This is a genomic window from Pseudomonas sp. S3(2024) (assembly GCF_036861315.1).
Classification (GTDB): Bacteria; Pseudomonadota; Gammaproteobacteria; order Pseudomonadales; family Pseudomonadaceae; genus Aquipseudomonas; species Aquipseudomonas putida_A.
Genome location: NZ_JAZAQQ010000001.1, coordinates 945685 through 967375, shown reverse-complemented (window position 1 = coordinate 967375; position 21691 = coordinate 945685). Strand labels below are relative to the sequence as shown.

Sequence of the window (21691 nt, the reverse complement as noted above, 5' to 3'; positions counted from 1 at the left end):
GAGTTGGTGGAGCCGGGGGGATTTGAACCCCCGTCCGCCAGTGCTCCGCTGTCGGTACTACATGCGTAGCCGTGTCTATTAAGTTAACCCTCAGCGACCCGACGGGCAGGGTGCTTTGGGCGAGTTGTGTAAGTTTTAGCCGCTTCGTCCACAACGTACTGCACGGCGATTCTGTTCTATATGACAATCATTTCGGGTTTACAGACATCCCCTGATGATTGCTGGGCCCGAAGGCACCAGGAGTGCATGTCAGCTGCAATTAAGCAGCGAGAGCAGCACCGTATTGGTCGTCATTGGCAACTATAAGAAGTTGCAACAGTGGATTTACGACTTCTGTTACCAAGTCGGCATGCACCTAAAGTTTCGTCACCGGCGTCGAATCCTAATCGGCCCCGAACTCATTGCCTCGTACATCAGGTGAGGCAACAAGCCTGCGCAGTGTACGCCAAACGGCCCACGAGGCCAACCCGAAGGTTGGCCGGGGCGTGAATCAGTTGTTGGTGCCGGTGGATTTACGCAGTTCCACGATGGTTTGCGAGGTTTCCGCAATGCAGTCGTCGATTTTGCCTTGGGCCTTGAGCGCCTTGGCTTTGGCAACACTGGTTTCAGCGCGCTGAGTCAGTTCTGGATTCGAAGACAGCTGCCCTTTGGCATTGTCGATGGTCTGGATATTGGCATCGCACAGGTCGGCAGGCTTGTCGGCGGCGAACGAGGTGGAGGCCATCATCGAGGCAGTAACGAACAGACCTAACAGTACAGAACGTTTCATGTGTATCTCCTTGAACTGAGGGATCCAGACTGCGCTGGCCGTCAGGACGGGCAACCGAGTGGAAGAAAAGCCCCGATTTTCGGGGTCTGTTCTGTGGACTACGGTCGCACGCAAGGGTTCTATTTTTCTTCAGCAGGCCTTGGCCCGGGTCACCCGATCCACCAGATAGACCAGTCCGTGATAGTCGATGCCGCCGTGCTGCGTCAGGCCGATCTCACAGGTGCGGCTGGTGGAAATCCCCTCGTTGCAATGTTGCACCGCGTCCTTGAGTGTGCGCAGCGAGTGGCTGTTCAGCTCCGGCGTGGTGAAACCCTTGTCACCGGCAAACCCGCAACAATGGATGCCTTCCGGGATCACCACGGTTTTGCTGCATTTGCGCGCCAGTTCGATCAGTGCCTGGCTTTCGCCCAGATGCTGGGTACTGCAGGTCACGTGAACCGCAATCGGTGCTTCTTGCGGGGTGAACTCCAGTCGATCGAGAAGATGCGTACGGATGAAGCGCACCGGGTCATACAGATCCAGGCGAACATTTCCGACGTCCTGCACCAGGCGCAAGGTGCACGGGCTGGTGTCGCAATAGATCGGATCGAGTCCACCGCGACTGGCGTGCAGCAGCGCGCTGATCAACTCCTGACGCTTGTGCTCGGCCTGTTCGGCGTAGCCTTTGGAAGCAAACGGCTGACCGCAGCAGAGGTTGTCCTGATTGTCCGGGAATACCACTTGGTAACCGGCCTTTTCCAGCAGGCCACGGGTCTTGTCGTACAGCGACATCTGCTCCTTGTCGCCCGCTGCCGGGCCCATCACCCGTGACACACAGGCGGCCAGATACACAACGCGTGGGCGTTCGTCGGACACGCTCGGGCTGAAGCGAATGGCTTTTTCCGGTTGCGGCATCGCGCTGGTCCACAGCGGCACCTGGCCTTTGGACAAACGCGTCAGGGTTGCCGACAGCTTCGCCAGACGCGGTGCGCCAAGCAGCATCCGTGCGCCGTTGGCCACGTGCAGGGTGAAGCGTGCGCCTTGCAGGGTCTTGGCGAAATTTCCTTCGATCCAGTCAGCGGTTTTCTGATGCGTGGCGTTACGGGCGCGGAGCTTTTTCACCAGTTCGCCGGTATTGATGCCTACGGGGCAACGCTGCGCGCACAAGCCTGTCGCGGCGCAGGTTTCAATGCCTTGGTACTCGTAGGCTTGTTCCAGCTCGGTGGTGTCAACGCCGGCGCGTTTCTTCGCTTGAATGTCACGCCAGATCACGATGCGCTGGCGCGGGCTGAGGGTCAGTCCTTTCGACGGGCAGACCGGCTCGCAGAAGCCGCACTCGATGCATTTATCGACAATCTCGTCAGCCGCCGGCAGCGGCTTCAGGTGCTTGAGGTGGATCTGCGGATCTTCGCTGAGCACCACGTCGGGGTTGAGGATGCCGTTGGGGTCGAGCAGACGTTTGAGCTGCCACATCAACTGATAGGCATCCCTGCCCCATTCCAGCTCAACGAACGGTGCCATGTTGCGCCCGGTGCCGTGTTCGGCCTTGAGCGAACCGCCGAACTCCACCGCCACCAGTTGCGCCACGTCGTCCATGAACGCTTGGTAGCGTGCGACTTCTTCCGGACTGTTGAAGCCTTGGGTGAAGACGAAGTGCAGATTGCCTTCCAGTGCGTGTCCGAAAAGGATCGCTTCGTCGTAGGCGTGTTTGTCGAACAGCGCGATCAGGCGATTGACGCCGATGGCCAGTTGCTCGACCGGGAAGGTCACGTCTTCGATGATCACCGTGGTGCCGGTTTTGCGCACGGCGCCGACGGCGGGGAAGGTGTCCTTGCGGATGGCCCAGAGTTTGGCGTTCTCGGCCGGGTCTTCAGTGAAATCGACCTGTTTTTCCACCGGGAAAAGGGTCAGCGAAGCCATGATCTGCGCCAGTTGTTCCTGCAGCAAAGTGGAAGAGGCGGCGCGGGATTCGATCAGCAGCGCGCAGGCATTATTCGACAGCTGCTGTACGAAATCCGGCATGCCTGGTTTGTCCTGCACCGAACGCAGACTGCGCCGATCGAGCAATTCCACCGCCGACACCGGTTGGCTTTTCAGCACGGTGACCGCGTTGCAGCAGGTTTCCACATCCGGGAACACGATCAGCGCCGACGCCTTGTTCGGATGGTCGATCACCGTGTCATAGGTCACCGCGCTGATGAAGCCAAGGGTGCCTTCGGAACCGACCAGCAAGTGGCTCAAGATATCCACAGGCTCGTCGAAATCCACCAGGGCGTTGAGTGACAGGCCGGTGGTATTTTTCAGACGATATTTGTGGCGGATTCGCGCGGCCAGTTCGGCATTGGCGCGGGTCTCGCGGCCCAATGTTGCCAGGCGCTCCAGCAGATCGCTGTGGCTGACGCGGAAAGCGGCGACGCTGGCGGCGTCTTCGGTGTCGAGACGGGTGCCGTCGGCGAGTACCAAGCGAATTCCGGCCAGGGTGTGGTAGGTATTTTGCGCGGTGCCGCAGCACATGCCGCTGGCGTTGTTGGCGACGATGCCGCCGATTTTGCAGGCATTGATCGACGCCGGGTCCGGGCCTATCTTGCGCCCGAACGGTGCCAGCCACGCGTTGGCCTGCGCGCCGATCACGCCCGGCTGCAGGCGGATTTGCAGGCCCTGATCGCGAATCTCGCGAGCGTTCCAGTTATCCCCCAGCACAATCAGCACCGAATCGCTGATCGCCTGCCCGGACAAACTGGTGCCAGCGGCGCGGAAGGTCACCGGGACTTGATCGCGCTGGGCCAGTTTCAGCAGCGCCACCACCTCGTCTTCGGATTCGACGCGGATCACCAGTTTGGGAATCAGCCGATAAAAACTGGCGTCGGTGCCGAAGGCCAAGGTCGACAGTGGATCGTCGAAACGGCGATCCGCTGGAATCAGTTGCTGCGCATCGCGCAGGAAATTCACCGGAAGCGTCATTGGTCCTCCAGGATCAGCACCACAAGGTCTTTCGGGCCGTGGGCGCCGTAGGCCAGCACTTGTTCGATGTCGGCAGTTTTCGACGGGCCGGACACCAGCAGCGCGTTGGTCGGCATGCCTTGGGCCCACTCGAATTCCTGTTGCACCTGATAGAAGTTGTCGCGGATTTCGCTGGCCTTGAGCAGGGCGAAATGCACCGGCGGCACCAGGCTCATCAATCGCGGCTCTTCACGAGTGGGCCAGAGAATCAGGCTGCCGGTCGCGGCGATGGCACCGAGAGTGCCGGTAAGGCTGGCCGGGGTGTCGTTGAACAGCTCGGCTTTCCACTCCTCCATCAGCCGGTTGTAGGACTTCAGCGTCGGCAGATCAGGATTATTCGCCCAATGTTGTGTGATGCGCTGCCCGTGCGGCGTAGTCGGTGCGATCAGCAGGCTTGGCAACTGACGGTCACGCAGCAACTGCGCGAGCAGCGCCGGCCAGTCTGCGCCGGTAGTCAGATGGATTTGGGTGTGCACCGCTTCCATCAGTTTGCGCAGTTGCGGGATACGTTGCTCGGCGCTGTAGGTGTAAGGCTGGGTCACCAGATCGACGTCGAAGTCGTCGGCAATCGGTGTGGTGCCGGTCAGACTTTTCCGTAGCTTGGCGAGGATATTTTGCTTGGCGCTCATCAGCGATCTCCCTGTTTGCCCAGATGCTCGCGGGCCATGTCGTGCAGTGAGCGGGCGGCGGGTTTTGGTGCGCTGTGGTTTTGCGTCCACGGGCCGACATTGCTCGGGGTCAGGGCACGCAGGCGTGTGGCGAAGAAACCGAACAACCGATACAACGTCGGCGAGCTGTTGAGTTTCGCCCAGGCGTTCCAGATGAAACGTTCCTTGCGCGAATACTTGCTGCCCTGACCGCGCATCACTTGATGCGGACTGTCCGGGGCTTTGACGTTTTCTTCGCGCAATCGCCGCAGCAGGGCAGGGATCGGAATTTTCACCGGGCACACTTCACCGCAGGCACCGCACAACGACGAAGCGCTCGGGTGATCCGGGACTTTCGCCAGACCGACCATGTGCGGCGTGATGATTTTGCCGATCGGTCCCGGGTACACCTCGCCATAGGTGTGACCACCGACGCGGGTGTAGACCGGGCAATGGTTCATGCAGGCACCGCAGCGGATGCAGTTGAGGGTCTGGCGCAGTTCGCTGTCGGCGAAGGCCTGGCTGCGACCGTTATCGAGCAGCACCAGATGCACTTCCAGCGGGCCGTCGAGTTCATGTTCCTTGCGCGGGCCGGAGATCATGTTGACGTAAGTGGTGATCGGAATGCCCAGCGCCGAGCGGGTCAGCAGCGACAACAGCGGCACCACGTCGCGCAGGTTTTCCACGACCTTTTCGATGCCGGTGACGGCGATGTGCACCGGCGGCACGGTGGTGGTCATGCGCCCGTTGCCTTCGTTTTCCACCAGCAGCAGGGTGCCGGTTTCGGCCACGGCGAAGTTGACGCCGGAAACGCCGATGTCCGCTTCGAAGAATTTCTGCCGCAGGACCCTGCGACCGATCTGAATGAGTTGGTCAACGTCCTTGGTGTACTCCACGCCAAGTTTGTCGTGGAACAAGGACGCGACCTGACCGGCATTCTTGTGGATCGCCGGCATAATGATGTGTGAAGGCTTCTCGTGGTCGAGCTGGACGATGTATTCCCCCATGTCGGACTCCAGGCATTCAACACCTTGAGCCTCGAGGAAATGGTTCATCTCCATCTCTTCGCTGACCATCGATTTGCCCTTGATCACTTGCCGCGCCTCGTGAGCGCGGATGATCGAAAGGACGATGCCATTGGCCTCGTCCACCGTTTCCGCCCAGTGCACTGTCACACCGTTGCGGGTCAGGTTCTGTTCCAGTTGCTCGAGCAGGTCGGGCAACTTGGAGAGCGCACGCGCCCTGATCGAGTTGCCCAGGGCGCGCAAGTGTTCTCTTTCGTGGGCATCGCTGAAAGCCGCTGCCCGCTTGGTCATCAGTGAATCCATCGCAGTGCGGAAGTTGTTCCGTAGCTGCTGATCACCCAAGGCGTTGTGTGCTCGGGTGCGGAAATCTTCTTCTACGGCAACCGTAGGAATAATCGTCGAGGTGCTCATTGCGCACCTCCGGTTCGTTGCCACAGAAAGCTGGCGAGATGTTGCCCGCGCAGCGCTTCCTTTTGTTTCTCCAACGCGCCGTTGATGTTCATCAAACAGCCACAGTCGGCGCTCAACACTTTGTGCGCGCCGGAATCCTTCAACGCCCGGGTCTTGTCCGCCACCATCGCGCCGGAAATGTCTGGCATACGGACGCTGAATGTCCCACCGAAGCCACAGCATTCGCTTTCGTGGTCGTGGTTGACCCGTTCCACGTTGCTCAACTGCGCCAACAACTCGCGGCCGTGCAGGTGGGTGTTCATTTCGCGCCGTGCCGAACACGAGGTGTGCAGCGCGACTTTGACCGGCTCGCCGCTGTCCTTGAGCTGCACCTTGCAGACGAACAGCAGGAACTCGGCCAGCTCATAGGTGCGGGCCGCGAGGGCCTGCACCTGTTTCAACGTTTGCGGCTCGTCCTTGAACAAGTCGGCGTAATGCTCGCGCAACATGCCCGCGCAGGAACCCGACGGCACCACCACCGGATAATCCCCGGCAAACAGCGCCAGTTGCGCGCGCGCCACCGTCCGCGCCTGCTCGGTATAACCCGAGGTGTAGGCCGGTTGCCCGCAGCAGCTCTGCCCTTGCGGGTACTCGACCTTGATCCCTTCACGCTCGAGCAAGTGGATCGCGTCCATCCCGGCTTCGGGGTAGAACAGGTCGACCACGCAGGTGCCGAACAGGTAGACCCGCGACGGTTTCTCGCTGGGGTACTGCCGAGGTTCGGGCAGTGGCGGTGCGACGCGGGTGGCGTTGGGCACAGCGTTGTAAAAAAGCTCGCTCATCAGGCGTGTCTCCGGGTGGGCCCGGTTATCCGTCTGTGGCGGCTGCTGAATATAAAGCGCCTTGCTTTCAGCAGCCTTACAGACCGGGGTGTGAATTGCTGACGCCGGAATCACCAGCCGGCGTCGATTATTTCCGTTTTGTTTATAGGTTTAGTGCACCAGCATGCCGGTGAACCAGTAGGCCTGGGCCAGAGTGATCAGGCCGACAATCGTCGCAAAGAATAGGCTGTGCTTGAGGGTGAAGCGGAACAGATCCGATTCCTTGCCCACCAGCCCGGTCGCGGCGCAGGCCACGGCAATCGATTGTGGCGAGATCATCTTGCCGGTCACCCCACCGCTGGTATTGGCGGCGACCAACAAGGTGTCATTGACGCCGATCTGGTGCGCGGTGGTCGCCTGCAGCGAACTGAACAGCGCGTTGGACGAGGTATCCGAGCCGGTGAGGAACACGCCCAGCCAGCCGAGGAACGGCGAGAAGAACGGGAACGCTGCGCCGGTCGCGGCCAAGACCAGCGCCATGGTCGAAGACATGCCCGAGTAGTTGGTGACGAAAGCAAACGCCAACACCATGCCGATCGACAGAATAGGCCAGCGCAGTTCGTAAAAGGTTTCTTTCAAAGTGGTCAGACCAGTTTTGAAATTGATCTTCAGTACCAGCATCGAGATCAGCGCCGAGAAGAAAATCGCGGTACCGGTCGCGGAAATCGGGTCGAGTTTGAACACGGCCGGGATGGCGGTCGGGGTGGCGACGATCGGAGCAGTCTTGATCACCAGTTGATCAAGGTGCGGGATGGCGAAGTTGAACACCCAGGCGTACATCGAACCGCCGGCGGCAAACATGGCCTTGAACGGCTTGAGGGTCCAGATGGTTACCAGCACGGTGAGGATCAGGAATGGCGACCAGGCGATGAAAATTTCCCAGAGGCTGTAAGGCGACGCCACGGTGCTGCGCTTCTGGCCGAAACCTCCTGCGCTGGCGGTCACCACCGAGGCCGAAACGGCGCCAGCGATGTGTTGGCCGGCGGCGCGTTTTGGCTGCCAGACTTTGAGGAACAGGGTCAGGGAAATCAGGCTGGCCAGGGCCGAGGTGATATCCGGCAACTCCGGGCCGATGAAGTTCGAAGTGAAGTACTGGGTCACGGCGAAGCTCAGGCCTGCAACCAGCGCTGCCGGCCAGGTTTCACGCACGCCACGCAGGCCGTCCATCATGAACACCAGCCAGAACGGCACGAACAGCGACAGCAGTGGCAGTTGGCGGCCGGTCATGGCGCCGATCTTGAACGCGTCGATGCCCGTCACCTGACCCGCAACAATGATCGGAATGCCCAGTGCGCCAAACGCTACTGGCGCGGTGTTGGCAATCAGGCACAGGCCAGCGGCGTACAGCGGGTTGAAGCCGAGGCCGACCAGCAGCGCGGCGGTAATCGCTACCGGCGCGCCGAAGCCGGCGGCACCTTCCAGAAATGCACCGAAGCAGAAACCGATCAGCAGCACCTGCAGACGCTGGTCGTCGGTAATCGACAGCACCGAACTGCGAATGACCTCGAACTGGCCACTCTTGACTGTCAGTTTGTAGAGGAACACCGCCGCGACGATGATCCAGGCAATCGGCCACAGACCGTAGGCAAAGCCGTATCCGGCCGCGGCGAAGGCCATGTCGACCGGCATGTGGAAGGCGAAAATCGCCACGGCAATCGACAGGGCCAGCGTGATGCTGCCGGCCACGTGACCCTTGAGGCGGAACACCGCCAGCGCGAGAAAGAAGAAAACGATGGGGATGACGGCCGCAAGAGCGGAGACGCCGAGACTGCCGAGCGGGGTATAGAGCTGTTGCCAGGTTTGCATATGGGGTGGCCCCTAATTGTTGTTGGTCAGGCACTGTCAGCGTTCTTGGTTAATTGGTAATACCAATTTACAATCGCTGTTGGCTAGGGTAAAAGCCTTGATGACGGTGTGTCAATTTGTCGCCCTGAAACTTTTGTCGAATAAGCGGTGCAGAGGGCATCTGATCCGGTCGGGCGAATGTGCGCTGACAGATGTCGGCGGGGCGCCGATAGGCCAGAATAGAGAGCCCGGCGAGCGGTCGGGATCGTGGAGAAATGAGTTATGGGGTTTGATCAGATTCGTCAGCGCCGTTTGTCTGACGATATTGTCGAGCGCCTCGAGGGGATGATCCTCGAGGGCACGCTGAAGTCCGGCGAACGGCTTCCGGCCGAGCGCGCCTTGGCCGAGCAGTTCGGCGTGTCGCGTCCGTCTTTGCGCGAAGCGATTCAGAAACTGGCGGCCAAGGGCTTGCTGGTCAGTCGCCAGGGCGGCGGCAATTATGTGGTGGAAACGCTCGGCTCGACCTTCAGTGATCCTCTGCTATTGCTGCTGGAGAGCAATCCCGAGGCGCAGCGCGACTTGCTGGAGTTTCGGCACACTCTGGAGGCATCGTGTGCCTATTACGCAGCATTGCGCGCTACGGGCGTGGATCGTGAGCGTCTGACTGCTGCGTTCAATGAGTTGCAGGATTGCTATACGCGGCATGACGAAGTGAGCCGGGCGGAAGAGGGCGCGGCGGATGCGAAGTTTCATCTGGCGATCGCCGAAGCCAGCCATAACGCGGTGCTGCTGCACACCATTCGCGGTCTGTTCGATCTGCTCAAGCGCAACGTGGTGACCAACATTGGCGGCATGTACAAGCAGCGCACGGAAACCCGCGACATGCTGATCTCTCAGCACCGGGAGCTTTATCTGGCGATTATCGAGGGGCGTGCGGAGCAGGCGCGCGAGGTTTCCAGTCGGCACATTCTGTATGTGCAGGAAGTGCTGGAAGAGGTGCGGCAGGAAGTTCAGCGCATGGCTCGGGCGGAGCGGCGCAAGGGGATGTAGCTTTTAGAAGCAAAAAGATCGCAGCCTTCGGCAGCTCTTACAGGGAAATTCTCATTCCTGTGTAGGAGCTGCCGCAGGCTGCGATCTTTTAAAGCAGGAAAATTATTCTTCCTTGCCCTTGTTGCGCACGGCGCGCTGCAATTCACGACCGGCGTCGCGTTCGCGCTCGGTGTCACGCTTGTCGTATTCCTTCTTGCCCTTGCCCAGAGCGATCTCGCACTTGACCATGTGCTTGCTCCAGTAGAAGGACAGGCACACGCAGGCGTAGCCTTTCTGTTGCACGGCAGCGGCGAGTTTTTCCAGCTCGCGCTTGTTCAGCAGCAGTTTGCGGGTGCGGGTCGGATCGGCGATGACGTGGGTGCTGGCGGTCATCAACGGCGTGATGTGACTGCCGAGGAGCCAGGCTTCGCCATCCTTGAGCAGCACGTAACTGTCGACCAGTTGCAGCTTGCTTGCCCGCAGACTTTTTACTTCCCAGCCGGCCAGGACCAGACCAGCCTCGAAACGATGTTCGATGAAGTAATCGTGTCGCGCCTTTTTGTTCTGCGCGATGGTCCCTGTTGGGTGTTTCTTCTGTTTAGCCATAGGGGCGGCATTATATGGAGATAAACGGTCCTCGGCTACGGTGATGCTGCGTGCTTGAGCACGTTGAGTGAATCCCGGACAATGCGGCCTCTTTTTCTAACGCTTGGGCGTGATATTCAATGTCGACAGACAAGGTTTCTGTCCACGGCAGTTGGGCTAGCCGCTGGGTTTTCATATTCGCCGCGACCGGTTCGGCCGTGGGACTGGGCAGCATCTGGAAATTCCCCTACATGGTCGGGGTCTACGGTGGCGGCGCCTTCGTGCTGATGTTTCTGGCCTGCATCGCCCTGATCGGGATCCCGGTCATGCTGGCTGAAACCCTGATCGGCCGCCGCGCGCGGCAGAGTCCGGCGAATGCCTTGAAGGTGCTGGCGCTGGAAGCCGGGCATTCGGGCAAGTGGTCGTGGGGCGCATTTGCCGGGATGATCACGGCGCTGCTGATCCTGTCTTTCTATAGTGTGGTTGGCGGCTGGTCGCTGGATTACATCATCGACATGGGGCGCGGCGACTTCCAGGGCGCCACGGCGGAGCAGGTCGGCGCTTATTTCGGCAATGTCATCTCCGATCCCTGGCGCCTGACACTTTGGCACACAGTTTTCATGCTGTTGTCGGCCGTGGTGATCGCCAAAGGCGTGGTTGCCGGGCTTGAGCGCAGTCTGCGGATCATGATGCCGCTGCTGTTCGTGATGGTGCTGGTATTGCTGGGTTACAGCATGACCACCGGGCATTTCATGGAAGGCGTGCATTTCATGTTCGATTTCCACCCGGAAAAAGTCCTCGACGGCTTGCTGCCCGCCATGGGCCATGCGTTCTTTTCCCTGAGCGTGGGCGTCGGCTCGATCATGATCTACGGCGCTTACATGACCAAGGAAGCCTCGTTGTCCGGCACCGTGGTCGGTGTGGCACTGCTCGACACCTTCGTTTCGCTGGTGGCCGGTCTGGCATTGTTTCCGATTGTGTTTGCTGGCGGTTTGAACCCTAGCGAAGGCCCGGGCCTGATGTTCGTCAGTCTGCCATTTGCCTTCGGTAACGTGGTTTTCGGCCAATTGATGGGCGTGGTGTTCTTCGTCCTGGTGGCAATTGCCGCCTGGAGCTCGGCGATTTCCCTGCTCGAGCCGATGGTTGCCTATCTGGTTGAACGCACGAAAATCAGCCGTGGCTGGGTGACTTTCTGGCTGGCATTCATTTGCTGGTTTGTCGGTCTGGGTACGGTTTTCTCCTTCAATATCTGGAAGGAAGCCAAATTTTTCGTGAACGATGGCGGGCTGTTCCACCTCTACCAATGGGGTGCGGCGGGTGGTCTGGACTTCTTCGGCGTGATCGATTTCTTCACCTCGCGGATCATGTTGCCGCTCGGTGGCCTGTGCTTCGTGCTGTTTGCCGGTTGGGTGATGGGGCGTGATGCGGTGCGTGACGAGTTGTCGATTCGTAACCCGGCGCTGTTTGCCCTGGCCCTGTTCTTGATGCGCTACGTGGCGCCCATCGGCATTCTGGTAGTGTTTGCCGCTCAGCTCTGGAAGTAACGCTTACATGACGACACATATTCAACGTTCGGCGTTGCTGCCATACCCGGCGCAATTCCTTTACGACCTGGTCAACGACGTCGCGCGTTACCCGGAATTCCTGCCGTGGTGCTCGTCCGCCGAGGTGCTGGAGAGTTCGCCCGAGCACATGCGTGCCAGCGTTGGCGTGGCCAAGGGGGGGCTCAGTCAGCACTTCGTCACGCGCAATACGCTGGTGCCGGGGCAATCGATCGAGATGAACCTGGAAGAAGGCCCGTTCAACCAACTGCATGGCGTCTGGGTCTTCAAGGCGTTGAACGAGAAGGCCTGCAAGATCAGTCTTGACCTGTCTTTCGACTACGCCGGCCCACTGGTGCGTGCGACCCTCGGGCCGCTGTTCAATCAGGCAGCGAATACGCTTGTGGATGCGTTCTGCCAGCGTGCCAAGCAGATGCATGGTTGAGCCGGTGATCGAGATTGAGGTGGTGTATGCCGCCGTGGATCGTCAGATCTTGCGCACTTTGAGCGTTCCTGAAGGGACGACAGTGCGTGAGACGGTGCTCAAGTCAGGTATTGGCGATGAATTTCCGGAGCTGGACTTGAGCGAGTGCCCGTTGGGTATCTTCGGCAAAGTGATCGCGGATCCGCAGGTTCGCCTGATTCAGGCGGGGGATCGCATCGAGATCTACCGACCATTGCTGGCTGACCCGAAAGAGGTGCGGCGTCTGCGCGCGGCCAAGGCTGCCGAGGCGAAAGCGCGAAATCAGTAGATAGGCCAAATCGCAGGCAATAAAAAACCCGGAAATTCCGGGTTTTTTATTGCCTCGCACATTACTGCGGCGAGGTGTCCAGCGGTTCAGGCGTCGGAACCGGAACGGTTTCAACACCGTCCACGTCCTTCTGGATCGAATCCAGCAAGGAACCTGGTTTGGCTGGTTGTTCCGGCTTCGGCTTCTCGGCGTTTTCAGCAGGGGCGGTCACGCTGGTGCCACTGTCCTTGCCGAGAATGGCTTCGTCACGGCTCACGCCCGGCATGAAGTCACCGGACAGGCTGACAAGCTGGTCGTTGGAGTTGAAGTTAACACTCACGCGTTCCTGTTGGCGTTCACCGCCACCAGGTTGCAGGCTGTACAGATAATCCCAGCGATCGGCATGGAACGTGTCGGTCAGCAGAGGGTTACCCATGATAAACCGTACTTGCCGACGGGTCATTCCCGGGCGTAACTGGTCTATCATGTCCTGCGTGACGACATTGCCCTGCTGGATGTCGATTTTGTAAACCCCGGGGAATGAACAACCGGCGAGTGCGAGCAGTCCCACAAAGGTGAAACTGGTTAGCAAGAGCTTGGTGTTTTGCATCGGTGGGCGACTTCCACTATCTTGGCTGGGACAACGTAAACGCCGATCATACCCGCATTAAGAGAAGCTGCGAAGCAGCATCGCGAGAAAGCTGACCATGGTTGAAAATAGCGAACTACGCAAAGCCGGCCTCAAAGTGACCCTGCCACGGGTCAAGATCCTGCAAATGCTCGATTCTACCGAGCAGCGTCACATGAGTGCCGAAGACGTCTACAAGGCGTTGATGGAAGCGGGCGAGGACGTTGGTCTGGCCACGGTTTACCGTGTTCTGACCCAGTTCGAAGCCGCTGGCCTCGTGGTCCGTCACAACTTCGACGGTGGCCACGCGGTATTCGAACTGGCCGACGGTGGCCACCACGACCACATGGTCAACGTGGAAACCGGTGAAGTCGTCGAATTCGTCAGTCCGGAAATCGAAAAGCTCCAGAAGGCAATTGCCGAGGAGCACGGTGTTGATCTGGTAGATCACAATCTGGTGCTGTACGTACGCAAGAAAAAGTAAGCATGTCGCGCGAATTCAGGTTCGCGAAACGAACGAAGGCGACCCAAGGGTCGCCTTCGTGCTTTCTGCTGTGCTTAAACTTTTGCGGTAACCACCATTTTTTTTGCGTGAGCCAAAGACTCTTTGGTCAGGTCGATGCCGCCCAGCATCCGCGCCACTTCTTCTATACGGTCGTTCTTGCTCAGCTTGGACACGGCGGTGTGAGTCGCTTGTTCGCCCCGTACCTTGTGCACGAACAAATGCTGATGACCCTGCGCCGCCACTTGCGGCAAGTGCGTCACGGTCAGCACCTGACCGCGATCGCCAAGCCGCCGCAGCAACTGGCCGACGATTTCGGCGGTCGGCCCGCCGATACCTACGTCCACTTCGTCGAATACCAGGGTTGGTACCCGTGAGGTCTGCGCGGTGATCACCTGAATCGCCAGACTGATCCGCGACAGCTCGCCGCCGGAGGCCACTTTGGCCAGCGCCTTCAGTGGCTGGCCGGGGTTGGCGCTGACCAGCAGCTCGACTTGCTCCAAGCCGTTGGGTAGCAATTCGTCGCTGCTGTTGGCGCGCAGTTCGATGGTGAAGCGCCCGCCCGGCATGCCCAGGCGCTGGATTTCCTGCTCCACGGCGCTGGCAAGGCTGCCGGCGGCCTGATGACGCAAGTCGCTCAGCTCTCGGGCCTTCTCTTGATAATGGCGCGCGTAGGACGCCAGTTCTTCACCCAGGCGCTCGATGGATTCGTCATTGGCATTGAGGGTTTCGATTTCATCCAGCAACTTCTGCTGCATCTCGGCGACTTCAGTTGGCTGGATCCGGTGCTTGCGGGCCAGGGTGTAAATTGCGTCGAGGCGTTCTTCCAGATACTGCAGGCGCGCCGGATCGGCATCGAAGTTGTCGAGGAAGCGATTGAGTTCGCCCACGGCTTCTTCGACCTGGATCTGCGCGCTGGTCAGCAGGCTGCTGGCTTCGCCCAGTGCGCCCACCGAGTTGTTCACGCTCGACAGGCGATTGAGGCTGGCGGTCAGTGCGTTCAGTACGTTGCCGGAATCGCTTTCGCTGCACTGCTCGACCACCTGTCGGCAAATGCCGAGCAGGGTTTCGGCATTGGTCAGGTTCTTGTGTTCCTGCTCCAGCTGGTCCAGCTCGTTGTCGCCGAGGCCGAGGTTTTCCAGTTCTTCAAGCTGGTAGCTGAGCAGTTGGTGGCGCGCGCGTTGTTCGTCGCCAGAATTGGAGAGGCGCTCCAGCTCCTGGCGGGTTTGACGCCAGCGCTGCGCGGCGAGTTGAACCTGGCGGGCCAGATCGGTAGCGCCGGCGTATTCGTCGAGCAGGCGGCGATGGGTATCGGTTTTCAGCAGCGATTGATGTTCGTGCTGGCTGTGGATATCGATCAGCAGCTCGCCGAGGGCCTTGAGATCGCCGAGCGGGCAGGGCGTGCCATTGATGTAGCCGCGCGAACGGCCTTCGGCAGTGATGACTCGGCGCAGGATGCACGGACCGTCGTTTTCGAGATCGCGCTCGGCCAGCCAGGCATGGGCTTCAGGGATGTCGACCAGATCGAAGGTGGCCAGGATATCGGCCTTGTCGGCGCCCGGGCGAACTACGCCGCTGTCGGCGCGATCGCCGAGGGTCAGGCCCAGGGCGTCGAGCATGATCGACTTGCCGGCGCCGGTTTCCCCTGTGATCACGCTCATCCCGCGATCGAGTTCGAGATCGAGATGTTCAACGATGGCGTAGTTATGTACGGACAGGTGCACCAGCATAAAGGCCGCTCCCAGGCTTTAGGTCTGGTTATTTATACAGTGTTTTGTTTCGGCCTGACAATGCCCTCGCTTAGCTCGATTTGCTTGATCCGATCAAATGCTTAGTCCGAGCGGGAATGACAATGCAGCACTTTTTTGTAGGGTTAATCATTGCAGGCCCTTGAAGCCTGATTTTGCGGCCCCATATATCGGGGCAGAAGCGCGAGTACAGCTCGCGGACGTAATTGAAAGGAGAATTCTATGGCTGACGAACAGACAGTAGATACGCAAAATCCAGAAGCCAATCAGGCGCCCGAAACTTCGGGTGACGACCTGGCGACCCGTGTACAAGTGCTCGAAGAGCAGTTGGCCGCCGCGCAGGATCAGTCGCTGCGCGTAGCTGCCGATCTGCAGAACGTCCGCCGTCGTGCCGAGCAGGATGTCGAGAAGGCGCACAAGTTTGCGCTGGAAAAATTCGCCGGTGACTTGCTGCCAATCGTCGACAGCCTGGAGCGCGGTCTCGAACTGTCGAGCCCGGACGACGAAAGCATCCGTCCGATGCGCGAAGGCATCGAGCTGACCCTGAAAATGTTCCACGACACCCTCAAGCGTTACCAGCTTGAAGCGATCGATCCGCATGGCGAACCGTTCAATGCCGTTCACCATCAGGCGATGGCCATGCAGGAAAGCGCCGACGTCGAACCGAACAGCGTTCTGAAGGTGTTTCAGAAGGGTTACCAGCTTAACGGTCGCCTGTTGCGTCCGGCGATGGTTGTGGTCAGCAAGGCGCCGGCGCCAATTTCGCCTTCGATTGACGAGAAGGCTTGAAATTAGCCGCAAGGCCCCCATTTAGAAGTCAAGCGTTTAAGTATTACCGCAGTTAGCCACCACTGCTGCGGCAACAAAATCCAAAGTTTCGGGAGAGTGAACATGGGCAAAATTATCGGTATCGACCTGGGGACTACCAACTCCTGCGTCTCCGTGCTGGAAAACGGCGTAGCCAAAGTTATCGAAAACGCCGAAGGCGCGCGTACCACGCCGTCGATCATCGCTTACGCCAACGATGGTGAAATCCTCGTTGGTCAGTCGGCCAAGCGTCAGGCAGTGACCAACCCGCACAACACCCTGTACGCGGTGAAGCGTCTGATCGGTCGCAAGTTCGACGAAGAAGTCGTACAGAAAGACATCAAGATGGTCCCGTACAAAATCGCCAAGGCTGACAACGGCGACGCCTGGGTTGAAGTGAACGGCCAGAAAATGGCGCCGCCACAAATCTCGGCTGAAATTCTGAAGAAGATGAAGAAGACCGCCGAAGACTACCTCGGCGAGCCTGTGACCGAAGCGGTGATCACCGTTCCGGCCTACTTCAACGACAGCCAGCGTCAGGCGACCAAAGACGCCGGCCGCATCGCCGGTCTGGACGTTAAACGTATCATCAACGAACCAACCGCAGCTGCTCTGGCTTACGGTATGGACAAGGCCAAGGGCGATCACACCGTGATCGTTTATGACCTGGGTGGTGGTACTTTCGACGTTTCCGTGATCGAGATCGCTGAAGTTGACGGCGAGCACCAGTTCGAAGTGTTGGCCACCAACGGTGACACCTTCCTCGGCGGTGAAGACTTCGACATTCGTCTGATCGACTACCTCGTTGACGAATTCAAGAAAGAAAGCGGTATGAACCTCAAAGGTGACCCGCTGGCCATGCAGCGCCTGAAAGAAGCCGCTGAGAAAGCCAAGATCGAGCTGTCGTCCGCTCAGTCGACCGACGTCAACCTGCCGTACATCACTGCAGACGCTACCGGTCCTAAGCACCTGAACGTGAAGATTTCGCGTGCCAAGCTCGAAGCACTGGTTGAAGACCTGGTTCAGCGCACCATCGAGCCTTGCCGTATCGCTATGAAAGACGCCGGTATCGACGTTGGCGCGATCAACGACGTGATTCTGGTCGGCGGTCAGACCCGTATGCCGCTGGTACAGAAGCTGGTGACCGATTTCTTCGGTAAAGAAGCTCGTAAAGACGTGAACCCGGACGAAGCGGTTGCCATGGGTGCTGCGATTCAGGGCGCCGTTCTGGCCGGTGACGTGAAAGACGTTCTGCTGCTCGACGTCAGCCCGCTGACCCTGGGTATCGAAACCATGGGTGGCGTGATGACCGCGCTGATCGAGAAAAACACCACGATTCCTACCAAGAAATCGCAAGTGTTCTCGACTGCCGACGACAACCAGGGCGCTGTGACCATTCACGTTCTACAAGGTGAGCGTAAGCAAGCCGCACAGAACAAGTCCCTGGGCAAGTTCGACCTGGCCGACATTCCACCAGCTCCACGTGGCGTGCCACAGATCGAAGTGACCTTCGACATCGACGCTAACGGCATCCTGCACGTTGGTGCGAAAGACAAGGCGACCGGTAAAGAGCAGAAGATCACCATCAAGGCCAACTCCGGTCTGTCGGATGAAGAAATTCAGAAGATGGTTCGCGATGCCGAGCTGAACGCCGAGGAAGACCGCAAGTTCGCTGAACTGGCTGAATCCCGTAACAAGGGTGATGCACTGGTTCACTCGACTCGCAAAATGGTTACCGAAGCGGGCGACAAGGTCAGCGCTGAAGAGAAAACCGCGATCGAAGCTGCCGTGGTTGCACTGGAAGCTGCTGTGAAAGGCGACGACAAGGCTGCCATCGAAGCGAAGATCGAAGAGCTGTCGAAAGTCTCGGCTCCGGTTGCTCAGAAGATGTACGCCGAACAGGCTCAGCCTGCTGAAGGCGCGGCACCGCACGACGAGAAAGCTGAAAAGGCTGACGATGTTGTCGATGCCGAGTTCGAAGAAGTCAAAGACCACAAGTAAGTTGTTGGTCGGCCGGTTGACTGCCTTGCGGCGGTGACTGGTAGGATGTCGCCGCGCGGGAGCTTGCTCCCGCGTTGGCGTATCTGGAATACACGAATTTTTACAGCATGCGACAAGGTTCGCCTGCTGCTGGTATGGCCGGGAATGCTCCTGCTTTTCGCGCCGCAAGTACCAAAAGAAACAAAGACCAGGATCGTTGAATTGACGTGAGTTGGGTCCGGGCCTGTATTGGGGCTCAACGAGTTTGGCCATCCTCAGGAGGGGTTTGCCGAACGTCCTCAAGAGTGCAAAAGACTTATGGCAAAGCGTGACTATTACGAAGTATTGGGTGTAGAGCGTGGTTCAAGCGATGCAGACCTGAAGAAGGCCTATCGTCGTCTGGCGATGAAGCATCACCCGGACCGTAATCCCGATGACAAAGCGTCGGAAGAACTGTTCAAAGAGGCCAACGAGGCCTACGAAGTATTGTCCGATTCGAGCAAGCGCGCGGCGTACGACCAGTACGGTCATGCTGGCGTCGACCCAAGCATGGGTGGCGGTGGCGCCGGTTTCGGCGGGCAGAACTTCTCCGACATCTTTGGCGATGTCTTCAGTGACTTCTTCGGTGGCGGTCGTGGCGGTTCCCGTGGCGGCGCCCAGCGTGGCAGCGATCTGCGCTACACCTTGGAGCTGAATCTGGAAGAAGCGGTGCGCGGCACTACCGTGAATATCCGCGTTCCGACGTTGGTCAATTGCAAGCCATGCGATGGTTCCGGCGCGAAGAAAGGCTCGTCGCCATCGACCTGCCCGACCTGCGGCGGCATCGGTCAGGTGCGCATGCAGCAGGGCTTCTTCTCGGTGCAGCAGACCTGCCCGCGCTGCCATGGCCAAGGCAAGATCATTTCCGATCCGTGCGATTCCTGCCACGGCGACGGTCGCGTCGAAGAGTACAAGACCCTGTCGGTGAAGGTGCCGGCTGGCGTTGATACCGGCGACCGCATTCGTCTGTCTGGCGAGGGCGAGGCGGGCACCCAGGGCGGCCCGACCGGCGACCTGTACGTGGTGATCAACGTGCGCGAGCACGACATCTTCCAGCGCGATGGCAAACATCTGTTCTGCGAAGTGCCGATCAGCTTTGTTGATGCGGCGCTCGGCGGCGAACTGGAAATCCCGACCCTCGACGGTCGCGTCAAACTGAAAATCCCTGAAGGCACCCAGACCGGCAAGCAGTTTCGTGTACGCGGCAAAGGCGTGGCGCCAGTGCGTGGCGGTGGTGCGGGCGACTTGATGTGCCGCGTAGCGGTGGAGACCCCGGTCAATCTGAATCGTCGTCAGCGCGAATTGCTCGAAGAATTCCGCAGCTCGCTGGCGGATGACAACAGCCACTCGCCAAAAACCACCGGTTGGTTCGATGGTGTGAAGCGCTTCTTCGGCGATCTGTAAGGAGTCGGCATGCGACGTATAGCTGTGATGGGCGCCGCCGGGCGCATGGGCAAGATTCTGGTCGAGGCCGTGCAACAGCGCGCGCCGCTGACCGGCCTGACCGCGGCGATCGTTCGTCCCGGCAGTACGCTGATCGGGGTGGATGCCGGTGAGCTGGCTTCGCTGGGTCGCATCGGTGTGCCGTTGTCCGGCAATCTCGAATCGGTGGCTGAAGAGTTCGATGTACTGATCGATTTCACCCTGCCGGAAGTGATGCTGAAAAACCTCGCGTTCTGTCGCAAGGCTGGCAAGGCCATGGTCATCGGCACCACCGGGCTCGATGCTGCGCAAAAGCAGCTGCTGGCCGAGGCGGGCAAGGATATTCCGATCGTATTCGCGGCCAACTTCAGCGTCGGGGTCAACCTGTCGTTGAAGCTGCTCGAGATGACCGCCCGGGTGCTGGGCGATGATGCTGACATCGAGATCATCGAGGCGCATCACCGGCACAAGATTGACGCGCCTTCGGGTACTGCCCTGCGCATGGGTGAGGTGATTGCCGATGCGCTGGATCGTGATCTGCAGAAGGTTGCGGTCTATGGCCGTGAAGGCCACACCGGCGCGCGAGAGCGGGAAACCATCGGTTTCGCTACCGTGCGTGGTGGTGATGTGGTCGGCGATCACACCGTGCTGTTCGCCTGTGAGGGCGAGCGCCTGGAGATCACGCACAAGGCTTCCAGTCGCATGACATTCGCCAAGGGTGCTGTGCGTGCGGCGTTGTGGCTGGATGGTCGCGAGCCGGGTCTGTATGACATGCAGGACGTGCTCGAACTGCATTGATTGACTGTATTACCCAGCGTAAACGCCCGGTTTGCGCTGGTTTTTCTGCACCGCGCGACGGCCTGTCGCATTCTCCGGCCTTTTAGGCTCTTTAGCGGTGGACCAAAAAAGCCTTTTTCTGTAAGCTACAGCTTTAGTGTGTCCACTAAAAGCGCGCAGAATAATTCAGTGAAGAAGCGGGGTGACGTGTCCATACGTCACTCCGCTTTTTTACAACCTGCGATTGCCCTTTCATGCGTTATTTACGGGAGGTCTTCTTGACTAAGCCAGCCATACTCGCCCTTGCTGATGGCAGCATTTTTCGCGGCGAAGCCATTGGAGCCGACGGTCAAACCGTTGGTGAGGTGGTGTTCAACACCGCAATGACCGGCTATCAGGAAATCCTTACCGATCCTTCCTACGCCCAGCAGATCGTTACCCTGACTTACCCGCACATCGGCAACACCGGCACCACGCCGGAAGATGCCGAGTCTGACCGCGTATGGTCCGCAGGCCTGGTCATCCGTGACCTTCCGCTGGTAGCGAGCAACTGGCGTAACACGATGTCCCTGTCCGACTACCTGAAAGCCAACAATGTTGTGGCAATCGCTGGTATCGATACTCGTCGCCTGACCCGCATCCTGCGTGAAAAAGGCGCACAGAACGGCTGCATCATGGCCGGCGACAACATCTCCGAAGAAGCTGCAATTGCCGCCGCGCAAGGCTTCCCTGGCCTGAAGGGCATGGATCTGGCGAAAGTCGTCAGCACCAAGGAAAAGTACGAATGGCGCTCGACTGTCTGGGAGCTGAAGACCGACAGCCACGCGACCATCGAAGCGTCCGAGCTGCCGTACCACGTGGTTGCCTACGACTACGGCGTCAAACTGAACATCCTGCGCATGCTGGTCGAGCGCGGCTGCCGCGTGACCGTGGTGCCGGCGCAAACTCCGGCTGCCGATGTGCTGGCACTCAAGCCGGACGGCGTGTTCCTGTCCAACGGCCCTGGTGACCCGGAGCCTTGCGACTACGCGATCAAGGCGATCAAGGAAGTGCTGGAAACCGAAATTCCGGTATTCGGTATCTGCCTCGGTCACCAACTGCTGGCTCTGGCCTCCGGCGCCAAGACCCTGAAAATGGGTCACGGCCACCACGGTGCCAACCACCCGGTACAGGATCTGGACACTGGCGTCGTGATGATCACCAGCCAGAACCACGGTTTCGCGGTTGACGAAGCGACCCTGCCAGCCAACGTGCGTGCGATCCATAAATCGTTGTTCGACGGCACCCTGCAAGGTATCGAACGCACCGACAAGAGCGCGTTCAGCTTCCAGGGCCACCCTGAAGCGAGCCCGGGCCCGAACGATGTGGCACCCCTGTTCGACCGCTTCATCAACGAGATGGCCAAGCGACGCTAAGCGTTCGCCTT

At 59.3% G+C, this 21691-nt stretch carries 19 protein-coding genes and 1 other RNA gene; 10 read left to right on the top strand and 10 right to left on the bottom strand.

The window, feature by feature from the left end; translation table 11 throughout:
- Nucleotides 1–4 precede the first annotated feature (4 nt).
- The 7 genes from ssrA to VLA07_RS04495 all read right to left on the bottom strand — a co-directional run bounded on the left by ssrA (nt 5) and on the right by VLA07_RS04495 (nt 8497).
- Nucleotides 5–394: a transfer-messenger RNA gene (ssrA, locus tag VLA07_RS04525) on the bottom strand.
- Between the two features lie 96 nt (nt 395–490).
- The gene (locus VLA07_RS04520; protein ID WP_123587312.1) at nt 491–769 is read right to left on the bottom strand and encodes a hypothetical protein; all 279 of its coding nucleotides are present in this window, start codon (nt 767–769) and stop codon (nt 491–493) included.
- A 129-nt stretch (nt 770–898) separates the two neighbouring features.
- Nucleotides 899–3709, bottom strand: coding sequence for an FAD-binding and (Fe-S)-binding domain-containing protein (locus tag VLA07_RS04515; RefSeq protein ID WP_333988476.1), 2811 nt, complete (start codon nt 3707–3709; stop codon nt 899–901).
- Nucleotides 3706–4377, bottom strand: a complete 672-nt coding sequence (locus tag VLA07_RS04510; RefSeq protein WP_333988475.1) for a LutC/YkgG family protein — start codon at nt 4375–4377, stop codon at nt 3706–3708. Before VLA07_RS04510 ends, VLA07_RS04515 begins: the two co-directional genes overlap by 4 nt.
- Nucleotides 4377–5831 (bottom strand): LutB/LldF family L-lactate oxidation iron-sulfur protein, encoded by a 1455-nt coding sequence (locus tag VLA07_RS04505; protein ID WP_333988474.1) that lies wholly within the window; start codon nt 5829–5831, stop codon nt 4377–4379. Before VLA07_RS04505 ends, VLA07_RS04510 begins: the two co-directional genes overlap by 1 nt.
- Nucleotides 5828–6652: a (Fe-S)-binding protein gene (locus tag VLA07_RS04500; protein ID WP_027610770.1), complete on the bottom strand. Its 825-nt coding sequence runs from the start codon at nt 6650–6652 to the stop codon at nt 5828–5830. Before VLA07_RS04500 ends, VLA07_RS04505 begins: the two co-directional genes overlap by 4 nt.
- Nucleotides 6653–6802: 150 nt before the next feature.
- Nucleotides 6803–8497, bottom strand: a complete 1695-nt coding sequence (locus VLA07_RS04495; RefSeq protein ID WP_027610771.1) for a lactate permease LctP family transporter — start codon at nt 8495–8497, stop codon at nt 6803–6805.
- Between the two features lie 261 nt (nt 8498–8758).
- On the opposite strand from VLA07_RS04495, the gene VLA07_RS04490 reads away from it, so the two are divergent.
- Entirely contained in the window at nt 8759–9526 is a 768-nt protein-coding gene (locus VLA07_RS04490) for a GntR family transcriptional regulator (protein ID WP_333988473.1), read from the top strand.
- A gap of 102 nt (nt 9527–9628) precedes the next feature.
- Here the strand turns inward: VLA07_RS04490 and smpB are convergent, their stop codons facing one another.
- A complete protein-coding gene (smpB, locus tag VLA07_RS04485; RefSeq protein ID WP_003221505.1) occupies nt 9629–10111 on the bottom strand; it encodes an SsrA-binding protein SmpB in 483 nt (160 codons plus the stop codon).
- A gap of 119 nt (nt 10112–10230) precedes the next feature.
- On the opposite strand from smpB, the gene VLA07_RS04480 reads away from it, so the two are divergent.
- Genes VLA07_RS04480 through VLA07_RS04470 form a run of 3 tightly spaced genes read left to right on the top strand, consistent with a single transcriptional unit; the run spans nt 10231 to nt 12383 of the window.
- On the top strand, nt 10231–11634 hold the full coding sequence (locus VLA07_RS04480; protein ID WP_333988472.1) for a sodium-dependent transporter: 1404 nt from the start codon (nt 10231–10233) through the stop codon (nt 11632–11634).
- Nucleotides 11635–11641: 7 nt separating this feature from the next.
- Nucleotides 11642–12076 (top strand): type II toxin-antitoxin system RatA family toxin, encoded by a 435-nt coding sequence (locus VLA07_RS04475; protein ID WP_003221509.1) that lies wholly within the window; start codon nt 11642–11644, stop codon nt 12074–12076.
- Nucleotides 12069–12383 (top strand): RnfH family protein, encoded by a 315-nt coding sequence (locus tag VLA07_RS04470; protein WP_027610773.1) that lies wholly within the window; start codon nt 12069–12071, stop codon nt 12381–12383. Before VLA07_RS04475 ends, VLA07_RS04470 begins: the two co-directional genes overlap by 8 nt.
- Before the next feature lie 61 nt (nt 12384–12444).
- Here VLA07_RS04470 and VLA07_RS04465 read toward each other — a convergent pair whose 3' ends face one another.
- Entirely contained in the window at nt 12445–12972 is a 528-nt protein-coding gene (locus VLA07_RS04465; RefSeq protein ID WP_027610774.1) for an outer membrane protein assembly factor BamE, read from the bottom strand.
- Between the two features lie 97 nt (nt 12973–13069).
- Here VLA07_RS04465 and fur point away from each other — a divergent pair, with 97 nt between their 5' ends.
- Nucleotides 13070–13474: a ferric iron uptake transcriptional regulator gene (fur, locus tag VLA07_RS04460; RefSeq protein ID WP_003221515.1), complete on the top strand. Its 405-nt coding sequence runs from the start codon at nt 13070–13072 to the stop codon at nt 13472–13474.
- A 74-nt stretch (nt 13475–13548) separates the two neighbouring features.
- Here fur and recN read toward each other — a convergent pair whose 3' ends face one another.
- Entirely contained in the window at nt 13549–15222 is a 1674-nt protein-coding gene (recN, locus tag VLA07_RS04455) for a DNA repair protein RecN (protein ID WP_096795313.1), read from the bottom strand.
- A 240-nt stretch (nt 15223–15462) separates the two neighbouring features.
- Here recN and grpE point away from each other — a divergent pair, with 240 nt between their 5' ends.
- The 5 genes from grpE to carA all read left to right on the top strand — a co-directional run bounded on the left by grpE (nt 15463) and on the right by carA (nt 21680).
- The gene (gene grpE, locus VLA07_RS04450; RefSeq protein ID WP_007961425.1) at nt 15463–16029 is read left to right on the top strand and encodes a nucleotide exchange factor GrpE; all 567 of its coding nucleotides are present in this window, start codon (nt 15463–15465) and stop codon (nt 16027–16029) included.
- Between the two features lie 102 nt (nt 16030–16131).
- The gene (gene dnaK, locus VLA07_RS04445; protein WP_003221521.1) at nt 16132–18048 is read left to right on the top strand and encodes a molecular chaperone DnaK; all 1917 of its coding nucleotides are present in this window, start codon (nt 16132–16134) and stop codon (nt 18046–18048) included.
- A 297-nt stretch (nt 18049–18345) separates the two neighbouring features.
- Entirely contained in the window at nt 18346–19470 is a 1125-nt protein-coding gene (gene dnaJ / locus VLA07_RS04440) for a molecular chaperone DnaJ (protein ID WP_003221522.1), read from the top strand.
- Nucleotides 19471–19479: 9 nt separating this feature from the next.
- Nucleotides 19480–20286 carry a 4-hydroxy-tetrahydrodipicolinate reductase gene (dapB, locus tag VLA07_RS04435; RefSeq protein ID WP_247267939.1) on the top strand — a complete coding sequence of 269 codons (807 nt, stop codon included), beginning with the start codon at nt 19480–19482 and terminating at the stop codon, nt 20284–20286.
- A gap of 257 nt (nt 20287–20543) precedes the next feature.
- Nucleotides 20544–21680, top strand: coding sequence for a glutamine-hydrolyzing carbamoyl-phosphate synthase small subunit (carA, locus tag VLA07_RS04430; RefSeq protein ID WP_123587303.1), 1137 nt, complete (start codon nt 20544–20546; stop codon nt 21678–21680).
- Nucleotides 21681–21691: the final 11 nt, after the last annotated feature.

What these genes read in the sequence shown, in the direction of transcription:
- VLA07_RS04470 (WP_027610773.1), top strand. Translation starts at nt 12,069, where the DNA reads ATGGTTGAGCCGGTGATCGAGATTGAGGTGGTGTATGCCGCCGTGGAT.
- VLA07_RS04495 (WP_027610771.1), bottom strand. Translation starts at nt 8,497, where the DNA reads ATGCAAACCTGGCAACAGCTCTATACCCCGCTCGGCAGTCTCGGCGTC.
- dnaJ (WP_003221522.1), top strand. Translation starts at nt 18,346, where the DNA reads ATGGCAAAGCGTGACTATTACGAAGTATTGGGTGTAGAGCGTGGTTCA.
- VLA07_RS04465 (WP_027610774.1), bottom strand. Translation starts at nt 12,972, where the DNA reads ATGCAAAACACCAAGCTCTTGCTAACCAGTTTCACCTTTGTGGGACTG.
- VLA07_RS04505 (WP_333988474.1), bottom strand. Translation starts at nt 5,831, where the DNA reads ATGAGCACCTCGACGATTATTCCTACGGTTGCCGTAGAAGAAGATTTC.
- VLA07_RS04520 (WP_123587312.1), bottom strand. Translation starts at nt 769, where the DNA reads ATGAAACGTTCTGTACTGTTAGGTCTGTTCGTTACTGCCTCGATGATG.
- grpE (WP_007961425.1), top strand. Translation starts at nt 15,463, where the DNA reads ATGGCTGACGAACAGACAGTAGATACGCAAAATCCAGAAGCCAATCAG.
- VLA07_RS04515 (WP_333988476.1), bottom strand. Translation starts at nt 3,709, where the DNA reads ATGACGCTTCCGGTGAATTTCCTGCGCGATGCGCAGCAACTGATTCCA.
- VLA07_RS04510 (WP_333988475.1), bottom strand. Translation starts at nt 4,377, where the DNA reads ATGAGCGCCAAGCAAAATATCCTCGCCAAGCTACGGAAAAGTCTGACC.
- smpB (WP_003221505.1), bottom strand. Translation starts at nt 10,111, where the DNA reads ATGGCTAAACAGAAGAAACACCCAACAGGGACCATCGCGCAGAACAAA.
- VLA07_RS04490 (WP_333988473.1), top strand. Translation starts at nt 8,759, where the DNA reads ATGGGGTTTGATCAGATTCGTCAGCGCCGTTTGTCTGACGATATTGTC.
- VLA07_RS04475 (WP_003221509.1), top strand. Translation starts at nt 11,642, where the DNA reads ATGACGACACATATTCAACGTTCGGCGTTGCTGCCATACCCGGCGCAA.
- VLA07_RS04500 (WP_027610770.1), bottom strand. Translation starts at nt 6,652, where the DNA reads ATGAGCGAGCTTTTTTACAACGCTGTGCCCAACGCCACCCGCGTCGCA.
- VLA07_RS04480 (WP_333988472.1), top strand. Translation starts at nt 10,231, where the DNA reads ATGTCGACAGACAAGGTTTCTGTCCACGGCAGTTGGGCTAGCCGCTGG.
- dapB (WP_247267939.1), top strand. Translation starts at nt 19,480, where the DNA reads ATGCGACGTATAGCTGTGATGGGCGCCGCCGGGCGCATGGGCAAGATT.
- dnaK (WP_003221521.1), top strand. Translation starts at nt 16,132, where the DNA reads ATGGGCAAAATTATCGGTATCGACCTGGGGACTACCAACTCCTGCGTC.
- fur (WP_003221515.1), top strand. Translation starts at nt 13,070, where the DNA reads ATGGTTGAAAATAGCGAACTACGCAAAGCCGGCCTCAAAGTGACCCTG.
- recN (WP_096795313.1), bottom strand. Translation starts at nt 15,222, where the DNA reads ATGCTGGTGCACCTGTCCGTACATAACTACGCCATCGTTGAACATCTC.